Origin of the sequence: Paraburkholderia sp. 40 (assembly GCF_050434105.1) — a bacterium.
Classification (GTDB): Bacteria; Pseudomonadota; Gammaproteobacteria; order Burkholderiales; family Burkholderiaceae; genus Paraburkholderia; species Paraburkholderia tuberum.
On sequence record NZ_JBNPVY010000002.1, the window covers coordinates 716,631 to 734,696 of the forward strand.

Here is an 18,066-nt window from a genome sequence, read left to right on the forward strand (position 1 = left end):
GAGAGTAGAAAGAGGGTTACTCGGCGGCTCGCGCAGAGCGGCTTCCGTTCATGCCGATCTGTGCGACGGCCACGAGCATGACGATCACCGAAAGGAACAAGGCACTGGTCCACATGGCACCCATGCCAAGGCCACCGTAGGTCTTGGCTTGCGTCAGCAGATCGCCGAGCGCGGCCCCAAACGGACGAGTCAAGATGTAGCCGATCCAGAAGGTCAGTACCGCATTGCCACCCATGCGCCAGGCGGCGTAGGTAATGCCGATCAGCGCACCGAACGCCACCGCGCCCCACGTAAAGCCTAGGCCCAATGCCTCGGTCGCCAAGTCGCCAGCAGCGGTGCCCAGCGCGAAGGTGCAGAGGATGGCAGCCCAATAGAACAGCTCTCGACTGCGCGTCACGATGTCATGGATGGACAAGGTGCGCTCGACTCGATACCAGACGAAGAAGATCGCGGCGAGCGCCACGGCGAACGCCGAGGTGCTGATGTACAGGCTGACGCCCAGGCCATCGGTCAGCAAGTCGGTGATCTGGGTGCCTACCACGCTGACCAACACCACCGTCAGCCAGTAAATCCAGGGGGTGTAGCGGCTGGTGCGCAACTGCATAAATAGGGCTGCCGCCAGCAAGGCGGCCATGACCGTGCGTGTCACGCCTTGGCCCAAGCCTGCGTTGACCGCCAGGAAATCGGCTCCCGTCTCGCCCACCGTGGTGGACATGATTTTGATGATCCAGAACGACAGCGCGACTTCCGGGACTTTGTTGAGCCAGCCTGTGAAGCTGGCCGTGGGCATTTTGTTCATGGTGTTCTCCTGCCGATGTGAGGTCTTGTAATCAGTCTGACCAGGCTGACTTAGCCGAGCCATAGGTTCAGTCGCGCACCCATCCCAGCGTGATCAGCCTGCCGAAAAGCCTGCGATGGATGCCAGAGGCAAGCTGGTAGCTCGGCCCGAGGTACCAGTCTGCGGCGCGCAACGTCAGCCAGGCACTGAGCGCAGCGACAGCGATGGCTCCGAGCATGTCGAGCGGGAAGTGAACTCCCAGGTATATGCGCGCCCAGGCGATGGGTGCGCCCAACAAGGCCAATGCGACGCCTGCGCGCCGCAGCTTTTGCTGAAGCAAGAAGCTAAGGGCAACCGACCACCACAGCGTCAGGTGGTCGCTCGGGAATGATGAATCAGCGACGTGCGGAATGAGCGTATGACCCAGCCCGATCATGAAAGGCCGGGGATGCGACCAGGCCGAGCCGATGAGTTGGTTGATGAGCAACCCCATCAGACCCGAGGCCGTGGCAATGAGCATCGTTTTCCGAGTCCCCTCGTTGCCGCGCAACCAGCCGATACCGATCAGGGCAGGAATGATCCAGATAAGCCATTCCGCAAGGAAAGTGGTCAGCGTCAACACGAGGGCATTCGGGTGTTCAGGCGCGTTGAGCCATAGAAAGAGTGTTTGATTGAGATGTTCCATGAGGTCTCCGGGCCGGACCGCCGCGTCACGCGTGATCCGGCCACACTGGCGGTGTCAGTCTTGCTTGTCGTGGTCGTCATCGTGATCCCCTTGTCCTCGGCAGAGGAGATGACCGTGCCCTTGTCAGGATCGACCCGAACGTCGAAGACCTTGGCGCCGCTGACGACTTCCACATCGTAGACCCAGCCTTGTTTCGAGTTCTCGTACTCGGCGCGTGACGCCTTGCCATTGGCGTGCTGTTCGGCAACGGTCACAGCCTGGGTGAGCGGAATCTTTGCTTTGCTGATCGCCAGGGCGTCGATCTCCATGCCGCCTTTGGCGGCGTAGGCGACAGCGCCAGTCGTGGCAATGGCGATGGCCAGCAGGGAAAGTTTGGTGTAGCGGTACATGATGCTTCTCCAGAGGAGTGCAGGGATTTGCACGATGGAGAAGCTACGCAAGCAGACTTAGCTGCTACTGAGCCAAGCCGTCGCCGTTATCGCCGAGGACGGCAGGTAATGGCTTAGCGTGCTTTTGTTTTCCGTTTCTGAGACGACCCCAAGATAGATGGTCCTCCCGCTCAATTAGTACTCGGGCCATAGGGACGGCTGCCGTATAAACAATCATGGGACTGTCACTACTCCGACAGCCGTCTCATACATATCTGAAACCGGACCGTTGATGAGTGCTCGCGAGTGGCGGGTGCGGGTCGCGCAAACACATTCGAAACGCCTGGCGTAGGCGCTTAGGCGGGTAGCAGCAACGCATCGCTGCGCCGCCGCCCCCCAAGAACGGAGCGTGCGACTTTCGCCGCACTCCGCTCACGCCGTTCAAAGCCCCTGACATGGAGCCGGCTTCGTCACGGATAGTTCGAAGCTGTGAATTTGCGCGTGGCAGTTCGGGTGAACCATGATCAGATTTCGTGACGCGTTACCCCCCACCGTCAACACGTCGGACAATGTGATGAACGTGCCACCCCGTGCCCTTGGTGATGCGTTGGTCGCAAACACAACAGATACCCTGTTGAGCGAGCCAAAGCCGAGTCAGCTTCTTTCGGCCGCTGAGCGAGTGCAGCATCTTGAAACCCTGACGTTCTTCGAAGTAGCCTTCCCAGGCCGGGTCGAAGGGGTTCGCCTCCGCTTTGATCTTCGTGTGCCGCCGGATTGGAACCTCTACCGCGTAGCGAAGCGTTGTCACGATCGGCTTGCCATCCGGCCAACGTGCTCCCGTTTCAGCAGCAAAGGTCCAGTTCCGTGTCCCAACGCATCGAAAGTACCGATGCTTGATCCAGTGGCGCCCCTTGTTGGGATGCCTGCGACAACACCATTGCCACAACGCCCGCCAGATCTCTGAATCAACGCGTGCGAAGACTCTCTTGGAAACAGCGTGTCGATGATAGTCCGCCCACCCTTTGATCACCGGGTTCAGCAGGCCAATCAGATTCTGTTGTTTGGCCGTCCGGTTTTCTCTAATGATCGAGCGGATTTTCGTCAGAAACGCCTGAACATTCTTCTTTGATGGCTTGATCAGCAGCTTGCCATTGTATTTTCGAACGTTCTGCCCAAGGAAATCGAACCCTTCCGAGATATGCGTGATTCGTGTCTTTTCCGGCGAGAGAAGCAACCCTCGCTCTCGCAAGAAACGATCGATCTCTTGGCGAACCTCGTTTTCCAGAACCTCTTTCGAGGGGCCAGTAACGATGAAGTCGTCTGCATATCGAACGAAATTGATCTTTGAACTGATCTGTTTGCCACCGATCCAGCGCGGCTGCCCAAAGGTCATTGCCAGTTGGCGTTGCAAACCATCCAAAGTCCAATTCGCGATCGCGGGCGAGATGATACCGCCTTGTGGCGTACCCGCCTCGGTTGGAAACCACTGTCGATCTTCGAGGTATCCTGCCTTCAACCACTTCGAGAGCATCACTTTGTCGCTTGGGACGTGAGCGATGATCCAGTCGTGAGAAATTTTATCGAAACAGGCCTGAATGTCGCCTTCTAGAACCCACTGTGCAGCGCGCTTCGTCGCCAGCGCAATGAAGCACTGCTCGATCGCGTCCGCTGTGGACCTTTCCGGACGAAACCCATAAGAATTTGGGTCAGCATTCGTTTCCGATACAGGCTCCAGAGCAAGCAGATGAAGCGCTTGCATCGCTCTGTCGCGCATACATGGAATGCCGAGCGCTCTTTTCCTGCCATTGCTTTTTGGAATAAGAATTCTGCGCAACGGCAACGGCCGATAGCTACGCCGATGCAGCGTCTCGATGGCGTGATACTTGGCGTCCGGGGTAGACCATGTAACCTTGTCGACTCCCGGCGTTTTCCTGCCTCGGTTTTCCGTCACCCGCTTGACGGCAAGTGCCTTGCCGCTGAACGAGTGGGTCAGCAGCCATTGCAAGGCTTTCACCTTGTTCCAGCGGCCGTCCTTCGTCGCCTTGACGATGCGTGCTTGCAGCCTTCTGACTTCCCGGTAGCACGCGGCCCAATCGATCGCATGCCAGTGCCCCGCGTCGCCGGAGGGCGCGCCAGCGCGTGCTGCATACGCCGTCATTTGCATTTCCCTCCTGTAAAGGTTCACCAAACTATCTCGTCAAGAACGACCCGGTCGAAGTCTGCGCGCTTTCGCGTGGGGTGATGTCGCTTAGCAGCTCAACCCCTATCCACCCCATTACAGGGCGGCATTCGCTTTCTCGACCATCCTCTACCCGCATCCCCGTCAGCGTTCCTTGCGGTTCGCCTGCCACGAGGGCGAAGATTCGGGCTTACCGTGTTCCACGCCAGTTACACGAACAGCTTAGGTCCCGCCTTTCTTCCGGTGACTGTCTGTCCCTGTTGCTCGCAGCACGTATCGAGCAACCCGTCACATACCTTTTGGTCCAAGCCTGCCAGCATCTTGGGCTTGTCAAATTTAACGAAAGTTGCGGCGGTTCACTTACGTTGACCATCCTGTCCAGCCTAGCGTCCCTGCCGCCCGATGCTGGCAGCAATTGAGCGCACCTCGCGGCACGCTCTTCTCATGCGAAGGACTTCATTGTCCCGAGGGCTCCGAACCCGGCCGTTACCAGCCACGCTCGCCCCGGTAGGCTATCGCTGAGGGAACAACGAGTCTCACTATCCCTTGCGGGCCGAGACGATAACTGGCGCGACTTCACGTCGCACGCGTACGAAAAAATCCGTTTCTTGAGGGCACCCCGAGTTGCGATGCACGATCATCTCGCGCGTGCCGTGCATCCGGCCGGCGCGGTCCAGCCTGGGCCGCGTGCGGAGGCCGTCAGCCTTCGCGCGGATCTTCCGCACCAGTTCGAGCGCCGCATCGGGATTGTCCTGACCGATGTAATCAAGGATATCAAACAGGTCATTTTCTGCCTGCACCTTCCATTCAAGCCTTCGCACGCTTGCCCTTGCGCATCGCCTCGATGCGTGTGTTTCGGCCTTCTTCATCACGTCCTCGTGCGAAATCGTCGGACGCGGATCGTAATTGTGGGCAGAAGTACCGCCGAGTGGCCGCTTTTTCGGTCACCACGCTCGACTGGCCGTGGCCGATCACTGCCTCATGAAATTCGCACGCGAGCCCTGAACTTCGCAAAGCGTCGATCGGCAGCACGCGACCCAATATAGGCCGGTTAGTCGCGAGGATTCTAGCGGCGCTTCCTTAGCTACAACGGCCATTCGCCCGTGGGCGCGCACCGGCCGCCTTGGTCGCTCACCGACGGAATCTGCACGTCGCCGCAGCCAGGGGACGCTTCGTCACTGCGTGCTGTGAGCGTTGAGCACCGTTGCCATGTATTCCGTCGCAAAGTCGACGAATGCCTTCGCCCGGGCCGGCATGACTTGCTCCGCAGTGAAATTCGTTGGTGTCGGTTGCGCAAAAAGTGTGCATATGGGCGCTACTTAATCGGCGGACGCCGCCTGAAATGCATCGGGACGTGCGCAGTATCGAGCGCGTCGCACATCAGCTCGAAGCCGGCATTGTCGGCATCAGCGAAGGTGCACTCGCAAGCGAGGCTGGCTCACCCGAATCCCCTGGGGATTACCAGACCCGTGCCGATTGCAGTCGAATCGCATAGTCGAGATGCAAGATGAAAATCACGCGCGCTCTGACGAGCAGCGCCTTCAGTTGCGCGTTCTTCGCGGAGGGAATCAGCGTGTTGTCCACCGCATGAACCAATTGCTGGTGATATGTGATCTCTTGATAGAGGTAGTCTCCGTCGAACGCGTACTCATCGACCGCTTTCAACCTGGCGAGGTTGTCATCCCCTTCGGTCCGAAACGCCTCGCTCATCCTACTATTTTCGGGGTAGAGCATCAGCCTCTGCGTCAATTCGACGGCTGATTGATACAAGTCCCTGTGTTCTGCGATCATTTTTCCAGCGAAATTCTGGATGCTTCTACTCTGGCTTCGGCTTAGCGCGAGGTTGCCCGCCTCGATTTCGGCTCGATTCGCAACCATGAGGATGGCGGCGATTTGCTGGTCAGTGTGTTGCGCGTGTACGTCATACATGCGCAGCGACAATGCAGCGAGTAACACCAGCGCGGCAGCTTTGCGGCTCGGGATCATCTTTCGCCTCCGGTTCGAACCATTGAACGGACAAGTCTGCTGCGGTACTGCATTGACCGGTTGCCGTACCGTTGTAGCCGTTGCTTTCCAAGCTCCCATTTTGCGCCCGAGACGCGCGGTCGAGTGGCCTGTCTCAACGGCGAGCAGTCGCTTGGTATGGTCACTCACGGACGAGATTTTGTCTTCTTCATCACTTCGTTCTACCGCCGCCTTCCCATCAACCTGACAAAGCCGCTACCGCCCCTGCGACGTCTAAGCTTGTACTTGTTGCGAGCCGTGAACGAAGGCGTGATGTCTTGTCCGAGAGGCGAATGCGGGAGATCTGCACGTCCGGTGCGGGTGAACCGCGCGGTGGTCGAGATGGACCCGGTCACGCAGCCGAACGCCGCGCTCGTCGAGGAAGCGGCGGTGGCCGCCCACTCGCTGAAGGTTCAGGTCGACGTGCTGCGCGAAGCGATCGAAAACTTCTCGCTGCCGGCCTGACCGCCGCTTCGGCCATACGTGACGAGCGTCATGCGCAGAAAATTTGATAAAAGTTATTGCGCGAGAAACCTTTCGACGAGGCGCGCCCAGTACGCCGCGCCGACCGGAAGGTTGGCATCGTTGAAGTCGTAGTGCGGGTTGTGGACCATGCAGCCGTCCTCGCCTGCGCCGTTGCCGATGCACAGAAACGAGCCCGGGCGCTCGTGTAGCATGAACGCGAAGTCTTCGCTGCCCATCAGGATGTCCGCGTTCGCGACGACGTTTTCTTCCCCGACGAGTTCGCGCGCCACCTGCGCGGCGAATTCCGTCTCCGCGTCAGTGTTCACGACGACAGGATGGCCCTCCTCGTACGCCACCACCGCCGTCGCGCCGTAGCTCGCGGCCTGCGCCTGCACCAACTCGGCGATGCGGCGCTTGAGCAGCGCGCGCACTTCCTCGCTGAACGAGCGCACACTCAGTTCCAGCTTCGCCGAATTCGAGATGACGTTGTTCGCCGTGCCAGCATGCAGTGAGCCGACTGTGACGACCGCCGGCTGCGACGGATCGACGTTGCGCGCGACGATGGTCTGCAGCGCCATCACGACGCTCGACGCCACCACGACCGGATCGACCGTCAGATGCGGCCGCGCCGCGTGCCCGCCGACGCCTTTGATCGTAATCGTCACTTTGTCGCCCGCGGCCGTGAACGCACCCTTGCGGAACAGGAACGTACCCGGCGGCATGCCCGGATGGTTGTGCGCGCCGAACACGGCGTCGCACGGAAAGCGCGTGAAGAGGCCGTCAGCGATCATCTTCTGCGCGCCGCTCGGGACGCTGCGCTCCTCCGCCGGCTGGAAGTACAGATGCACCGTGCCGCTGAAACGCTGCATGCGCGCGAGATGGCGCGCGGCACCGAGGAGCATCGTCGTGTGACCGTCGTGGCCGCATGCGTGCATCTTGCCGTAGGTCGCACTGGCGTAGGGCTTGCCGGTCTGCTCGACGATCGGCAGCGCGTCCATGTCCGCGCGCAGGCCAATGCTGCGCGTGCCCTCGCCGACCTCCAGCGTGCCGACGACGCCCGTCTCGCCGACGTCGCGCGTCACCTGCCAGCCCCATTCGGCAAGCTTCTCCGCGACGAGCGCGGCCGTTCGCAGTTCCTCGAAGGCGAGTTCGGGATGCTGGTGGATGTGGTGGCGAATCTCGCGCAGGGAGGGGGCATCGTCGGCGAGATCGGGGATTTCGGTGTAGCGGGAAGTGAGAGTCATCGGGGAAGCCTTCGTGTGCCGGGTCGGCGCGGCGGCTTTTGGGTCGTGTCAACATTTACGGGCTGCAAAAGCAACTTGCGCACCGCTACACATGTCGCTCAGGTATAGCAGACGAATTCAGCCGCAACCGGAGATAACCTCGAGCTATTTGGCCAAGATGCCGGATGTTTCGGCAGCTTTTTCCGACGGCGGCCTGGTTCGCCGCCGATGGCTTTTACCTAACGGGCCCGTCGGGGCGGGCAGCAGTCGACCCACAACTGACGGTTAGGCCCGCGCGCAGTCAAAGGCCGCTTGTAGCGGGTACTACGGCCATCCACTCTCCTCGTCCGTTCGACGGCATGTCGGCATACCCGCCATTCACCGCGCCGCGATAGTGGCGATGCTGCAATGACCGCTTTCGAGCGAATCGAACAGATGCCCCCCGACCCAAAGTCGTCTCTACCAGCCTTGCTTCGCGTCCTCGAGGCCTACAAGCGTGCTATCGCCACAGTTCGCTCTAGCTCTCAAAACAGAGTGATCCAGTAGTCGCCAACGCCTCTTCAGCGACCTCGTCCTTCCACGTCGAACTTCTCGCCAACCACGCTTTCCTGAGCCCGCATGTTGCACGCCGGCGTCGGGCCGCAGGTTGTTATTCCATTCGACGCAGTGAAAGGGCCGGCAATTTCCTGATGGCTTACAACACCGTGAAGTCGGTGGCCCCCTTCGGTCAGCACGAATCTAACGTCAATGATGGTGGAAGCGATGGGAGCAGGAAACGTAATATGCATCACGCCCGTGCAGTTCGGGAAGACGGTATATGTGCCAGTTTCGCCCGTATCAAATCCGGTCGTCGGGTCTGTCAATCCGGGCCGTTTAGACCCGTCACTAGTCACGTAGTCAGACCGGGTGAAGCCGCCAGTGCCATCAAACTTCTGGATAAACACTGCGTCAACGAGGGAGGGATTGGGGATTCGGTGTGGAGTGCCGTCTGCTTCGAAGAAGCCGATGAATTCGCCGCGAAGCGAAAAGCCATAGAGGCCTTTGAGCGTCGCGTTGGAACACCTATCTTCTGCATGCGCCGTACCACTTACGGTCAGCAATGCGGCGCTTGCAAGCACCGCCTGTTTCCAGAAGTTGCGGGTCATTTTTCATCTCCTGTTTGACGATTAAGAGGTCCGTGGACGCCGCCCCGCCTGAAATGTGTTTTATTTGGACTCCGATGGCGTGCAGAAGGGACGGCCGGCGCATGAATGCCGCCGAAACGCGGACATGGCTCGGTAATTCACTAGCGGAATGCCTCGCGAATCACACGACAATATTAGGAAGTTGAGTCGTACTTTCCGGCCAAGATTCAGACGTGTCCAGGGAACTGAAAGCGGAATGTCATAGCGCCGATACACGCTTTGCTTCCTGGGCGGCAGCTCTCGCGGTTGCCCGAGCACGATCGAACCTCCAACGTCGGCATTGGCCGAGGGTGTGGCGTATCGGATCTGCATCTCAACGGCCGCTACCTGGGCGTAGCCGACGTTCGAATGTCCATCCGAGAGCGTCGGCGAATGGCCGCAGTTGGCCGAGAGCACCAGTTGCGTGAACCTTCTACAGAGCTGACGTTGGAGTCGTCAACGGCAGCTTTCCAGAGAGGTGGATGAACGCGTACTGCCGGCCATCAACGGCCGTTCGACTTCGTCCACAGACAGACACTCGAACGTCAGCTCCGCAACCAGACACCGGACATTCGCTGCGTCAGTAACAGCGTCGCATCACAGGCAACGCGATCTGCATCGACAGACCAACCCGGGCTGATCGTTTTCGGAACGGTTCGCCGGCACCAACGCTTCTCTCCTTCCGCCGACAAGGCCTTTACCGCTCGGAATTATCCGTCACCTGACCATGTCTGGAAGAATCAGACAACGCGACAGCCAGTCCGACGCCGGCAGCGGAGGCGCGGCGAGCCCGGGCGATCAGGGAGTCCAACGATAAACAATGATGCTGGAGCCGTTGTAGTTATCCTTCGTAATCACGTACTCCCCGGTCAACCGACGATACGATCGAAGCCCGTACATCGAATCCACGTCATTGCCGACGTACACGGTATCGGGGCTGCTGTTGATCAACGTGGTGTCCAGGCTACCTGAGTTGAGATTGAAGGCGTCGATGTTGGGTACGGTGTGCACGTATCCAACGAAGAGGTAGTTGCCCACTGCCGTGATCGACTTGGGATTGGCGCTGTTGATGTTGATCACCGGATTAGGAGCGGAGGTGTTGCCTGCGAGCCAGCCGTGATACACCTCGACCCTCGTTCCGATCGCCGTCCAGTCCGTACTTCCAACAATGCCTTGCGCGAGAATCATGGTGTCGCTTTCCGGCAGGTAGATGATTCGCGTCAGTGGTGCAATAGTACTCGGAATGGGAGTTGGAGTTCCTACTCCCCATGTTGGCTGGGCGTCGGCATCAAAGCCGGTCAGCCGGTAGTGCCAGATGGCGTTCGTCTTGTCCAAACCGGCCCAGACGTCGCCCTTGCTGTCAAGGCAGAACCCATTCCTGATCCTTGCTGTCGTATTGAACGCAGGACCCGGAATCGTGGCGTCCGGTATGGCGATGTAGCCATTCGCAGCGTTGAAGTGGAAGAAGTAGAAGAAGTCCGGATTCTGACCGGCTGCGACAAGGATCCGGTTTGCACCGACCGCAGCGAGTTGACTGAAGTGCTCACCGCGGCCCGGATCGCTCATGTTGATACGTGGATCGGACGGGTAGGTAAGAGGGTCGACGGTATTCGCTACGAAGGTTCCCCCAGCGGTGCCAGTGTAGATGTTGGTTCCGCCGAAGAAGTACGTGCCGTCAGTCAGCGGGTCGGGCGCAGCGATCCCCTCGAAGTTGAGTGACTGCAGCGCGTAGCGGAAATTACCTGCATAGTCGTAGACGTGTAGGTCCGTGCCACCATTCCGGCCGAGATCCCAGGTCCCGCCCCACGGGTTATTCAGTACATAGAGGTTGCCAGCGGCGTCCCTACCGAGGCCCGTTACGCGCGTGAACCGTTTCGGTCCCACCTGGCCCTTCGTTCCCGTCGTAGTGTCAAGATATCCTCCCGTGACTCCGAACGTTCCTGTCAGGACGGGCGCAGCCGACACGTCGTAGGACTTGACGTTCATGTCCGGCCCTTCGTCACCGATCATGAGGTGCTGGTTCGTGGGGTCGAAGTAGAGCGCTGACGGACGCGCAGCAGTGCCAAGATCGACGGTGCCCAGCACCGTACCCGTGGGGTTTAGGTGGAGCAACGTACCAGCAGCCTCCTGTGCAATCCACAAGTTGCCATGCCTATCGATAGCGAGTGCACCAGGACCCGTGACGGCGAGGTCTCGCACCCAGGTCCCCGCGGTGGTATAGATCCGGACCCGGTTTCCGGGGAAGTCACTCGCATAAAGAAATTGACCCCACGTCGCGAGCCCGGTGATCACGTCCGCCCGCCGTTCGGTCGTGTCCGCGCTGACCGCGATCATCAGGGCACGGGCATGGGTTGCGCGGTTGTAGCGGCCGACGACCCCACTGCCGTAGGCCTTATTGAACTGTAGCGCTGCGAAAATGTAGGTGCTATTCCCAGTAAGAGCGCCACCCTGGAACTCACCGTGAGCCCCTATGGACCCCACGCTTTGACGGTTCTGGTAGATCGCGATACCACCTTCGTTTTCGTCCCACATGGAAGCCGTATAGATGACGCCCTCGGGCGCTACCCACATGGAACGCGCGACGTTACCCACGCGCATGGCGTTGGTTCCAAAAGTGTTCGCCACCCAGTCGGTGGTGTACTGTCCATGACACTCCGATGCAACCGTGGCGATCAGGACTGCGGCAAGGAATGCGGCACGGATTCCCTTCATGACTTAGCTCCATTTGCACCACGTGCAACGGCTGCCATCACGTGACCGGATGGTTTTCCGTCGTAGCGGCTGGATGCGGTCCGGACGCAGTGGAATCAGCGGGCCGTTCAGGCCTGCGTGTTCCGCACCGGTTTTGTCAGTCAATCGACGTGCGTTAAAAGTAGTGCTCCGGGCGCAAAGCTCGAAGACGAAACCGGGCGTTAGTGTGCGATTGGGCACATTGATGGCTTCGAACGGCCCGCCATGGTGGAGGCGGATTGGATGCGTCGCCCGATTTCGTGCAGGGAAAAGAGTGAGCTGGACCAAGTCGCGTTTTGATGGGCTGGATTGACCACAATTCAGTGGTCAACGCCTTTGGCACTACCCGCACCGTGCGGTTCGTTAGTGAGCGGTTTGCCAATTCCCGCAAGCGTTCAGCCTTGGTCAAACAGTCCGGGCCGAGCAGCGTACTCACGGCAACCGACATTGACGGTGTTCCGCCAATTGGAGATGGGCCGCTGCTGCCCCAAAGGCAGATGGAAATTCAATAGTGGAAGTTTTCATAGCACTGTCACATTGGCGGGAGGTACCGCCGGCGTGATCGACCGAATGACCAATCCAGTTTTCAAAGCTGCCGTCGGGGCGGCGTCCCGTTGAATGTCAGAAGCGGGTCGGCTACGGCCGCGCGTCGGGCAGCAGGCGGCCGTCTGCGGTCGTTCGCCCGAGGCCCATGCGGGAGTTTGAGCGTCCCTTCCACTGACACACCGGCCATTCGTAAGTTGCTTGGAGGCGTCGCCTTCTCGGCCACAGAGGCCGTTGGCACCACCGTGCTCGATTGCTACTTCCATCACTCACCCGAACGATCACTCGTGGGTAAAATTCGCTCCCTGATGATGGTTCGTTCATCACTATGGAACTGCTCGCCCAGTGCCTGGAAGCCCAACCGCGCATAGAAGCTCTTTGCGGTGACGGAGGAGGGGACCTTCATAGATCTGATGCCGGAATCCCGGGCGTAATCCTCGAGGATATGCATTAGCCGCGTGCCGACGCCTTTGCGCTGATGACGAGGCGCGACGAAAACGGTTCTGACGACGTCACCGTCCAAGCGCGCTGACACTTAAAATCCGAGCGGCGAGTACTGACGAAAGGTGAACCTATCTCCGCCACAGACGGCCGGGCGGTGCACCAGTCGCGATCGTCTTGGGCAGCCAAGATGTAGGGTTGAACGGAAGCTATCTCCCTTCAGCACCGCAGCCGTGACCTACAATTTCTGTTGGTAAGCTGGCGCGCTCGATCGGGGCTGCGGGAGTCCAGGGCATTGCGCCGACACGCTCTGGGCATGAGAAAATCCCGCGTTCAAAATGAGAACTGCACCGAGTAGCGCGACACGAAGCCACGAACTTGTGCCCATGGTCACTACCAAGGCCCCTGTAGACGAACGAGGCCGAAGTGCCCGTAGAGGTGCCAGGATGGAGAGACACAAATCTGTACGGTGCCGGAAGGGGAATTCGACTTCTTGGGTTACACGATTGGGCGGGTGACCTTCATGGGCAGTGCGATCAGCGTGGACAATCATGAAGCGATTCGATTGCCGTTCAGCCTCACTGTATCGGGAGAACAATCATGCGGATCTGGATAGTTGCCGTTCTTCTCGCTCTGATTGTGCCGGCCACTACGTATGGCGAACGCGAAGGTAAAGACGACTGGCCGATGTACGGCCGGAATCTGGAGCGCACCTTCAGCAATCCGGGCTCCCGTATCAATCCCAGGAACGTTGCAAACCTTCGAGAGGTATGGACCTTCCCTACTGGGGACGCCATCACTGCATCGCCTACCGTCGTCGATGGCGTGATCTACATCGGCTCGTGGGACGGCTTCTTCTATGCGCTCGATGCGCACTCCGGAGCGATGCGCTGGAAGTTCCAGGTGGACTGCCAGAACACACTGATACCCGTCCCGCCACAATGTCTCGCGTCCGGGCAGCAACCGCCCCCGCGTTTTTTTAGTCAAGGTGGACTGATCACTTCGTCCGCGGCCGTGATCGCGGGCAAAGTCTATTTTGCTGCTGGCAAGACTCTCTATAGTTTGAATGCGAAGGACGGGTCGTTGCGCTGGAAGCGTGTCGTTTGTGGTAACCCGGACGAGCCGGCTTGCGCCTCCGATGCCAAGGATCCGTCGCAAATCTACTCATCTCCTGCCGTCTTCGAAGGCATGGTCTTCGTTGGCTGGACGCCCGGCGCCAATCACTACCGCGGGGGTTTCGCGGCATTCGATAGCGAGACCGGCGCAATGCGGTGGCGCTTTGAGGTCGACCCGATATTGGGCGCTAACGGGCAGCCGCTATTGGTGAAGGGACATGTCGCGCGTGGGCGAAATCGTGGCTGTGGCAGCGTTTGGTCGTCTGCGGCGATCGACGTTGATCGCCACCTCGTCTTCTTCGGAACCGGCGACTGCAACAATGCTGCGACCGCGCCATATCATGAGGCCGTCATCGCCCTGGATAGCCGTACGGGGCAACTCGTTTGGGCATTTCGACCTCGCGTGAGCGATCCTAAATTCTGCGACTTCGACTTCGGCGCCTCGCCTAATCTTATTCAGACCGACCAAGGCGAGTACGTGGGCGTAGGCCAAAAGGACGGGACGTATTACCTGCTTGAGCGTCTTACGCGTAACCCCGGTGGCAAGCTTGTGTGGGCGAGGAACGTCGTCTTCGGCGGAAACGCGGGGGGCTTCTATGGCGGTGCAGCTATTGACGAATCTCGAATCTTCAGCGCAACGGGTATTGGTGACGGTAATGTGTACACGCAGATGCAGACCGGGCTTTGCGATCGACAGAATTCTCGCGATACGTTCATCCAGGAACCGACCATGCACGCCCTTGACCTAGGTGGAGGCGGTGTTCTTTGGCAGCAGTCCATGGACCCGAGCTTCGCGCCAACCGCACTTGCTGACGGCGTCGTCTTCAATGGCACCGTTGGACTCTTGCAGCCCCCCGCGTTGAACGCCTACGACTCGCGAACTGGCGCATTGCTGATGAGCTTCCCGATGAAGCCTCCTGGATCGGTCGATTCCGGAGCCACGCCGGTTGGCGACATGGTGTTCGTTGGTTCTGGGTACACGAACGATGGTACGGGCGGTGGTGTGCACGCATTCAGGCTGCTCGAGCGGTCTTCGAGCGCGGCATTGCGTTGAGGCGGTACGGCATATGCGAGACGGGCGCCCGCCCGACCGACTGCGGATTCTCGCTGCACAACGTGACGAAGTTGACGTCGCCGACGGCGGCCTGCTTCTTTCTCGGCGAATCGGCGAACGCGAGCGCTCACTCTTTCCAGTTCATCGTTGCCGAAACGCTCGAAGCGAGCCCTTCCGTTCGACAACCTGTCTTCGAGCCAATACGTGGTTCTTGCTGCTGTTAGTCGAGCTCGTAAGAGAGGCGAAGCCGGCGCGGCCCGCGCAGTCTGACCGGAACAGCTACTCTACGGCGCCGGACGTTTAAACGTAGCGTTCGCAAACGCGGTAACTCGACAGTGTTTGTGGGACGTGATGCTTAACGATCACAATCCGAAAACTTGCCGGCGACTACATGCGCGCGGACGTCCGCTGCATCCGGCGGATTCAACCGGTCGATGCAACACAATGAACGTCGCATGAGCGGCGGGAGTGTTGCAAATGAAACAGAGGCGCCGGATCTATTACAGCGAAAGCCAGAAGGCATTGATGTGGGAACGCTGGCGTCAAGGCGAGTCGTTGCAGCACATCGCCCAGCTATTTGAGCGCAATCACTCGTCAGTACAGGGAATTCTGGCGCAAACTGGAGGAATCCAGCCTGCACCCCGCCAGCGATCCAGGCTGGCGCTGACGCTTGCCGAACGCGAGGAGATTTCGCGAGGCCTCGTCGCGGGTGATTCGATTCAGTCAGTCGCCCGGCGACTGTCGCGATCACCGTCCACGATCTGTCGCGAGATCAAGCGCAACAGTGGGCAGGGCGGCTATCGGGCCAGCCACGCCGACCAGCTGGCATGGGATCGGTCGCTGCGCCCGAAAGTCTGCAAACTGGTCGAGCACCGGACGCTGGCCCATATCGTGGCCGACAAGCTCCAGTTGCAGTGGTCGCCCCAGCAGATTGCTGGATGGCTCAAGCGAGCCTGGCGGGGCAACGAGGACTACCACGTGTCACACGAGACCATCTACCGCAGTCTTTTCATTCAGGCACGGGGTGCACTGAAGAAAGAACTGCTGGAGCATCTACGGCGCACCCGGGCCATGCGTCGCTCGCGCCATCACACCCAGAAAACGGACGATCACGGCAGGATCCGTGAGGCGGTATCAATCCGTGAACGCCCCGCCACCGTGGAAGACCGTGCGGTGCCGGGACACTGGGAAGGCGATCTCCTGTGTGGCAGTGGCGGTAGCCAGATTGCAACGCTTGTAGAGCGTCAGACGCGCTATGTGATGCTGGTGAAGATCGCCAGCAAGGACAGCGAAACAGTAGTCAATGCGCTCATCAGACATGCCGGAAAGCTGCCGAAGGAACTGTATAAATCGCTTACCTGGGATCGGGGATCAGAGATGGCGAACCACAAGCAGTTCACCATTGCCACCGACATTGCCGTGTACTTCTGCGATCCGAAACACCCCTGGCAACGGGGCTCGAATGAAAACACCAATGGCCTGTTGAGACAGTACTTCCCGAAAGGCATCGACCTGTCGGTCTACTCACAGGCCAAACTCAATGCCGTGGCTCGAAGGCTGAACGAGCGTCCAAGGAAGACACTGGATTACGAAACGCCGGCTGAACGGTTCCATCGAACTATTGCATCGAACCGGTTGAATCCGCCCCGGGAAGCTGCCATTAAGGTGGCACGATCTTCGGCGGCCGGAGCGGGTCGTGAGTACGCGTTCGCCTATGTGAGCGTTGCCGCTCCGGAGCCGGCTCGGGCGAACGGCCGGTTAGCACTATGCAGCCGCCCGATGAATGTCGGTAGCTGAGCGTCTGCATTGGCCGAAGAGCTGCGGCCAGCCCGGTGTCAGCGAATGACCGCTGGACATGGGTGACCCGCCGTTGACACCGCTGCGATCCGTACCGATCGTAACGGGAGTCAAAATTCGTTTATGCGGCGAGGCCGGGTTTTCGCGCTGAGCGTTGAGCAGAGTGCCGCGCCTCACCCGTTCCAGGCGTCCATCCGGGGCGCAGCAGACAACCCCGTCCCCTCCTAGCCAGGCGTGGCCGGCACGGCCACGCTGCCGCGCCTGCCGCGCGGCACCCTCACCCGGTCAACTCGTGGCATGGCATGCACCCGGCTCCCAGGTTCCCGCCCTTGACCCGCGACCGTAGCCGATAGCGGGCAGGCATCAAGGGGCGAGGGACCGTGTCGCCCGCACCCCTCCCTCGCCTTTTTCCTTGACGCCTGCCCGCTATCGGCTCCTCCAGTCGCACGGGCGGGAACCCGGGACCCTGGCGGCAGCAACGCCAACCCCGAGTTCCACCGGGAGGTGTCCAGCCGCAACGGCAAGTCACATCCCCTCGCCCGGTTCAGGTCCTCAACCTTGACTGTGGAGACTGCCATGCAACTCGCTTCCTCTTTCCGTTACGGCTCCCCGATGCTGCGCGCTGACTCGCCCCTTTCAGATGATCAGATTCGCCGTGTTGCCCCGACCATCTTCGCGGACGGCAAGCACGAAAGCCGTTCGGAACGCTACACGTACATTCCCACCATCGACGTGCTGCGCGGCCTACGCAACGAAGGCTTTCAGCCGTTCATGATCTGCCAGACCCGCGTGCGCGATGAGGGCAAGCGCGAATTCACCAAGCATATGCTCCGGCTGCGCCATGCCGACCAGATCACCGGCGAGGAAGCCGACGAAATCGTGCTGCTGAACTCGCACGACGGCACGAGCAGTTACCAGATGCTCGCAGGCACGTTCCGGTTTGTGTGCCAAAACGGCATGGTGGCTGGCGAGAACATCGCCGATATCCGTGTGCCGCACAAAGGCAACGTCGTTCAGAACGTGATCAATGGCGCGTTCGACGTGCTCGACGGCTTCGACCTGATCCGCGAGCAGAAGGAAGGCATGCGCGCCGTGACGCTCGACCGCGACGAACAGCACGCGTTCTCCCGCTCCGCGCTCGCGCTGCGCTACGACCCGAGCGACGCCGAAGCACCCGCCCCCATCACCGAAAGCCAATTGCTCGCGCCGCGCCGTTACGAGGATCGCCGCGATGATCTGTGGACGGTCTTCAACCGCATTCAGGAAAACCTCACCAAAGGCGGCCTGCACGGGCGCTCTCGCAGCGGGCGCGCCATGTCCACGCGTCCCATCACCGGCATCGATCAGAACGTGAAGCTGAACCGTGCCCTCTGGATGCTCGCGGACGCCATGCGCCAGATGAAGGTGTAACCGACCGTGGGGCGGCGCACTCGCGCCGCCCATTCTCCCCCGTTGCTGAAGCAGGTCGACGCCGCTGCCACCGCCGAACTGCGGCCCGCGAAAGTCGCACGGGTCCCGGAA

12 protein-coding genes and 2 pseudogenes are annotated in these 18,066 nt (G+C 60.1%); 4 read left to right on the plus strand and 10 right to left on the minus strand.

Going from position 1 to position 18,066, the window contains the following annotated elements; genetic code table 11:
- Positions 1 to 16 precede the first annotated feature (16 nt).
- The 6 genes from OKW28_RS04490 to OKW28_RS04515 all read right to left on the minus strand — a co-directional run bounded on the left by OKW28_RS04490 (position 17) and on the right by OKW28_RS04515 (position 5,996).
- Entirely contained in the window at positions 17 to 799 is a 783-nt protein-coding gene (locus OKW28_RS04490; protein ID WP_429443959.1) for a COG4705 family protein, read from the minus strand.
- 67 nt (positions 800 to 866) lie between these two features.
- A complete protein-coding gene (locus OKW28_RS04495; RefSeq protein WP_429443960.1) occupies positions 867 to 1,463 on the minus strand; it encodes an undecaprenyl-diphosphatase in 597 nt (198 codons plus the stop codon).
- Entirely contained in the window at positions 1,394 to 1,852 is a 459-nt protein-coding gene (locus OKW28_RS04500) for a PepSY domain-containing protein (protein ID WP_429443961.1), read from the minus strand. The genes OKW28_RS04495 and OKW28_RS04500 overlap by 70 nt, the downstream gene beginning before the upstream one ends.
- 520 nt (positions 1,853 to 2,372) lie before the next feature.
- Positions 2,373 to 3,995 carry a group II intron reverse transcriptase/maturase gene (gene ltrA / locus OKW28_RS04505; RefSeq protein WP_429443962.1) on the minus strand — a complete coding sequence of 541 codons (1,623 nt, stop codon included), beginning with the start codon at positions 3,993 to 3,995 and terminating at the stop codon, positions 2,373 to 2,375.
- Positions 3,996 to 4,549: 554 nt separating this feature from the next.
- Positions 4,550 to 4,831 (minus strand): type II toxin-antitoxin system RelE/ParE family toxin, encoded by a 282-nt coding sequence (locus OKW28_RS04510; protein ID WP_429446848.1) that lies wholly within the window; start codon positions 4,829 to 4,831, stop codon positions 4,550 to 4,552.
- Positions 4,832 to 5,468: 637 nt separating this feature from the next.
- On the minus strand, positions 5,469 to 5,996 hold the full coding sequence (locus OKW28_RS04515; RefSeq protein ID WP_429443963.1) for a DUF4142 domain-containing protein: 528 nt from the start codon (positions 5,994 to 5,996) through the stop codon (positions 5,469 to 5,471).
- Positions 5,997 to 6,263: 267 nt separating this feature from the next.
- Between OKW28_RS04515 and OKW28_RS04520 the strand changes: the two are divergent.
- Positions 6,264 to 6,479: pseudogene (locus OKW28_RS04520) on the plus strand (hypothetical protein); the annotation flags it as partial.
- A 53-nt stretch (positions 6,480 to 6,532) separates the two neighbouring features.
- Here OKW28_RS04520 and OKW28_RS04525 read toward each other — a convergent pair.
- The 4 genes from OKW28_RS04525 to OKW28_RS04540 all read right to left on the minus strand — a co-directional run bounded on the left by OKW28_RS04525 (position 6,533) and on the right by OKW28_RS04540 (position 12,673).
- Entirely contained in the window at positions 6,533 to 7,723 is a 1,191-nt protein-coding gene (locus tag OKW28_RS04525; RefSeq protein ID WP_429443964.1) for a M20 aminoacylase family protein, read from the minus strand.
- A 539-nt stretch (positions 7,724 to 8,262) separates the two neighbouring features.
- Positions 8,263 to 8,847 (minus strand): hypothetical protein, encoded by a 585-nt coding sequence (locus OKW28_RS04530; protein ID WP_429443965.1) that lies wholly within the window; start codon positions 8,845 to 8,847, stop codon positions 8,263 to 8,265.
- Positions 8,848 to 9,663: 816 nt separating this feature from the next.
- Entirely contained in the window at positions 9,664 to 11,577 is a 1,914-nt protein-coding gene (locus tag OKW28_RS04535) for an SMP-30/gluconolaconase/LRE-like region family protein (protein ID WP_429443966.1), read from the minus strand.
- An 826-nt stretch (positions 11,578 to 12,403) separates the two neighbouring features.
- Positions 12,404 to 12,673: a GNAT family N-acetyltransferase gene (locus OKW28_RS04540; RefSeq protein WP_429443967.1), complete on the minus strand. Its 270-nt coding sequence runs from the start codon at positions 12,671 to 12,673 to the stop codon at positions 12,404 to 12,406.
- 506 nt (positions 12,674 to 13,179) lie between these two features.
- Here OKW28_RS04540 and OKW28_RS04545 point away from each other — a divergent pair.
- The 3 genes and pseudogenes from OKW28_RS04545 (at position 13,180) to OKW28_RS04555 (ending at position 17,955) form a co-directional block, all read left to right on the plus strand.
- The gene (locus OKW28_RS04545; protein WP_429443968.1) at positions 13,180 to 14,748 is read left to right on the plus strand and encodes a PQQ-binding-like beta-propeller repeat protein; all 1,569 of its coding nucleotides are present in this window, start codon (positions 13,180 to 13,182) and stop codon (positions 14,746 to 14,748) included.
- 477 nt (positions 14,749 to 15,225) lie between these two features.
- Positions 15,226 to 16,377 (plus strand): annotated as a pseudogene (locus OKW28_RS04550) (IS30 family transposase); the annotation flags it as partial.
- A gap of 744 nt (positions 16,378 to 17,121) precedes the next feature.
- Positions 17,122 to 17,955, plus strand: coding sequence for a DUF932 domain-containing protein (locus OKW28_RS04555; RefSeq protein WP_429446850.1), 834 nt, complete (start codon positions 17,122 to 17,124; stop codon positions 17,953 to 17,955).
- The last annotated feature ends 111 nt before the right edge of the window (positions 17,956 to 18,066 follow it).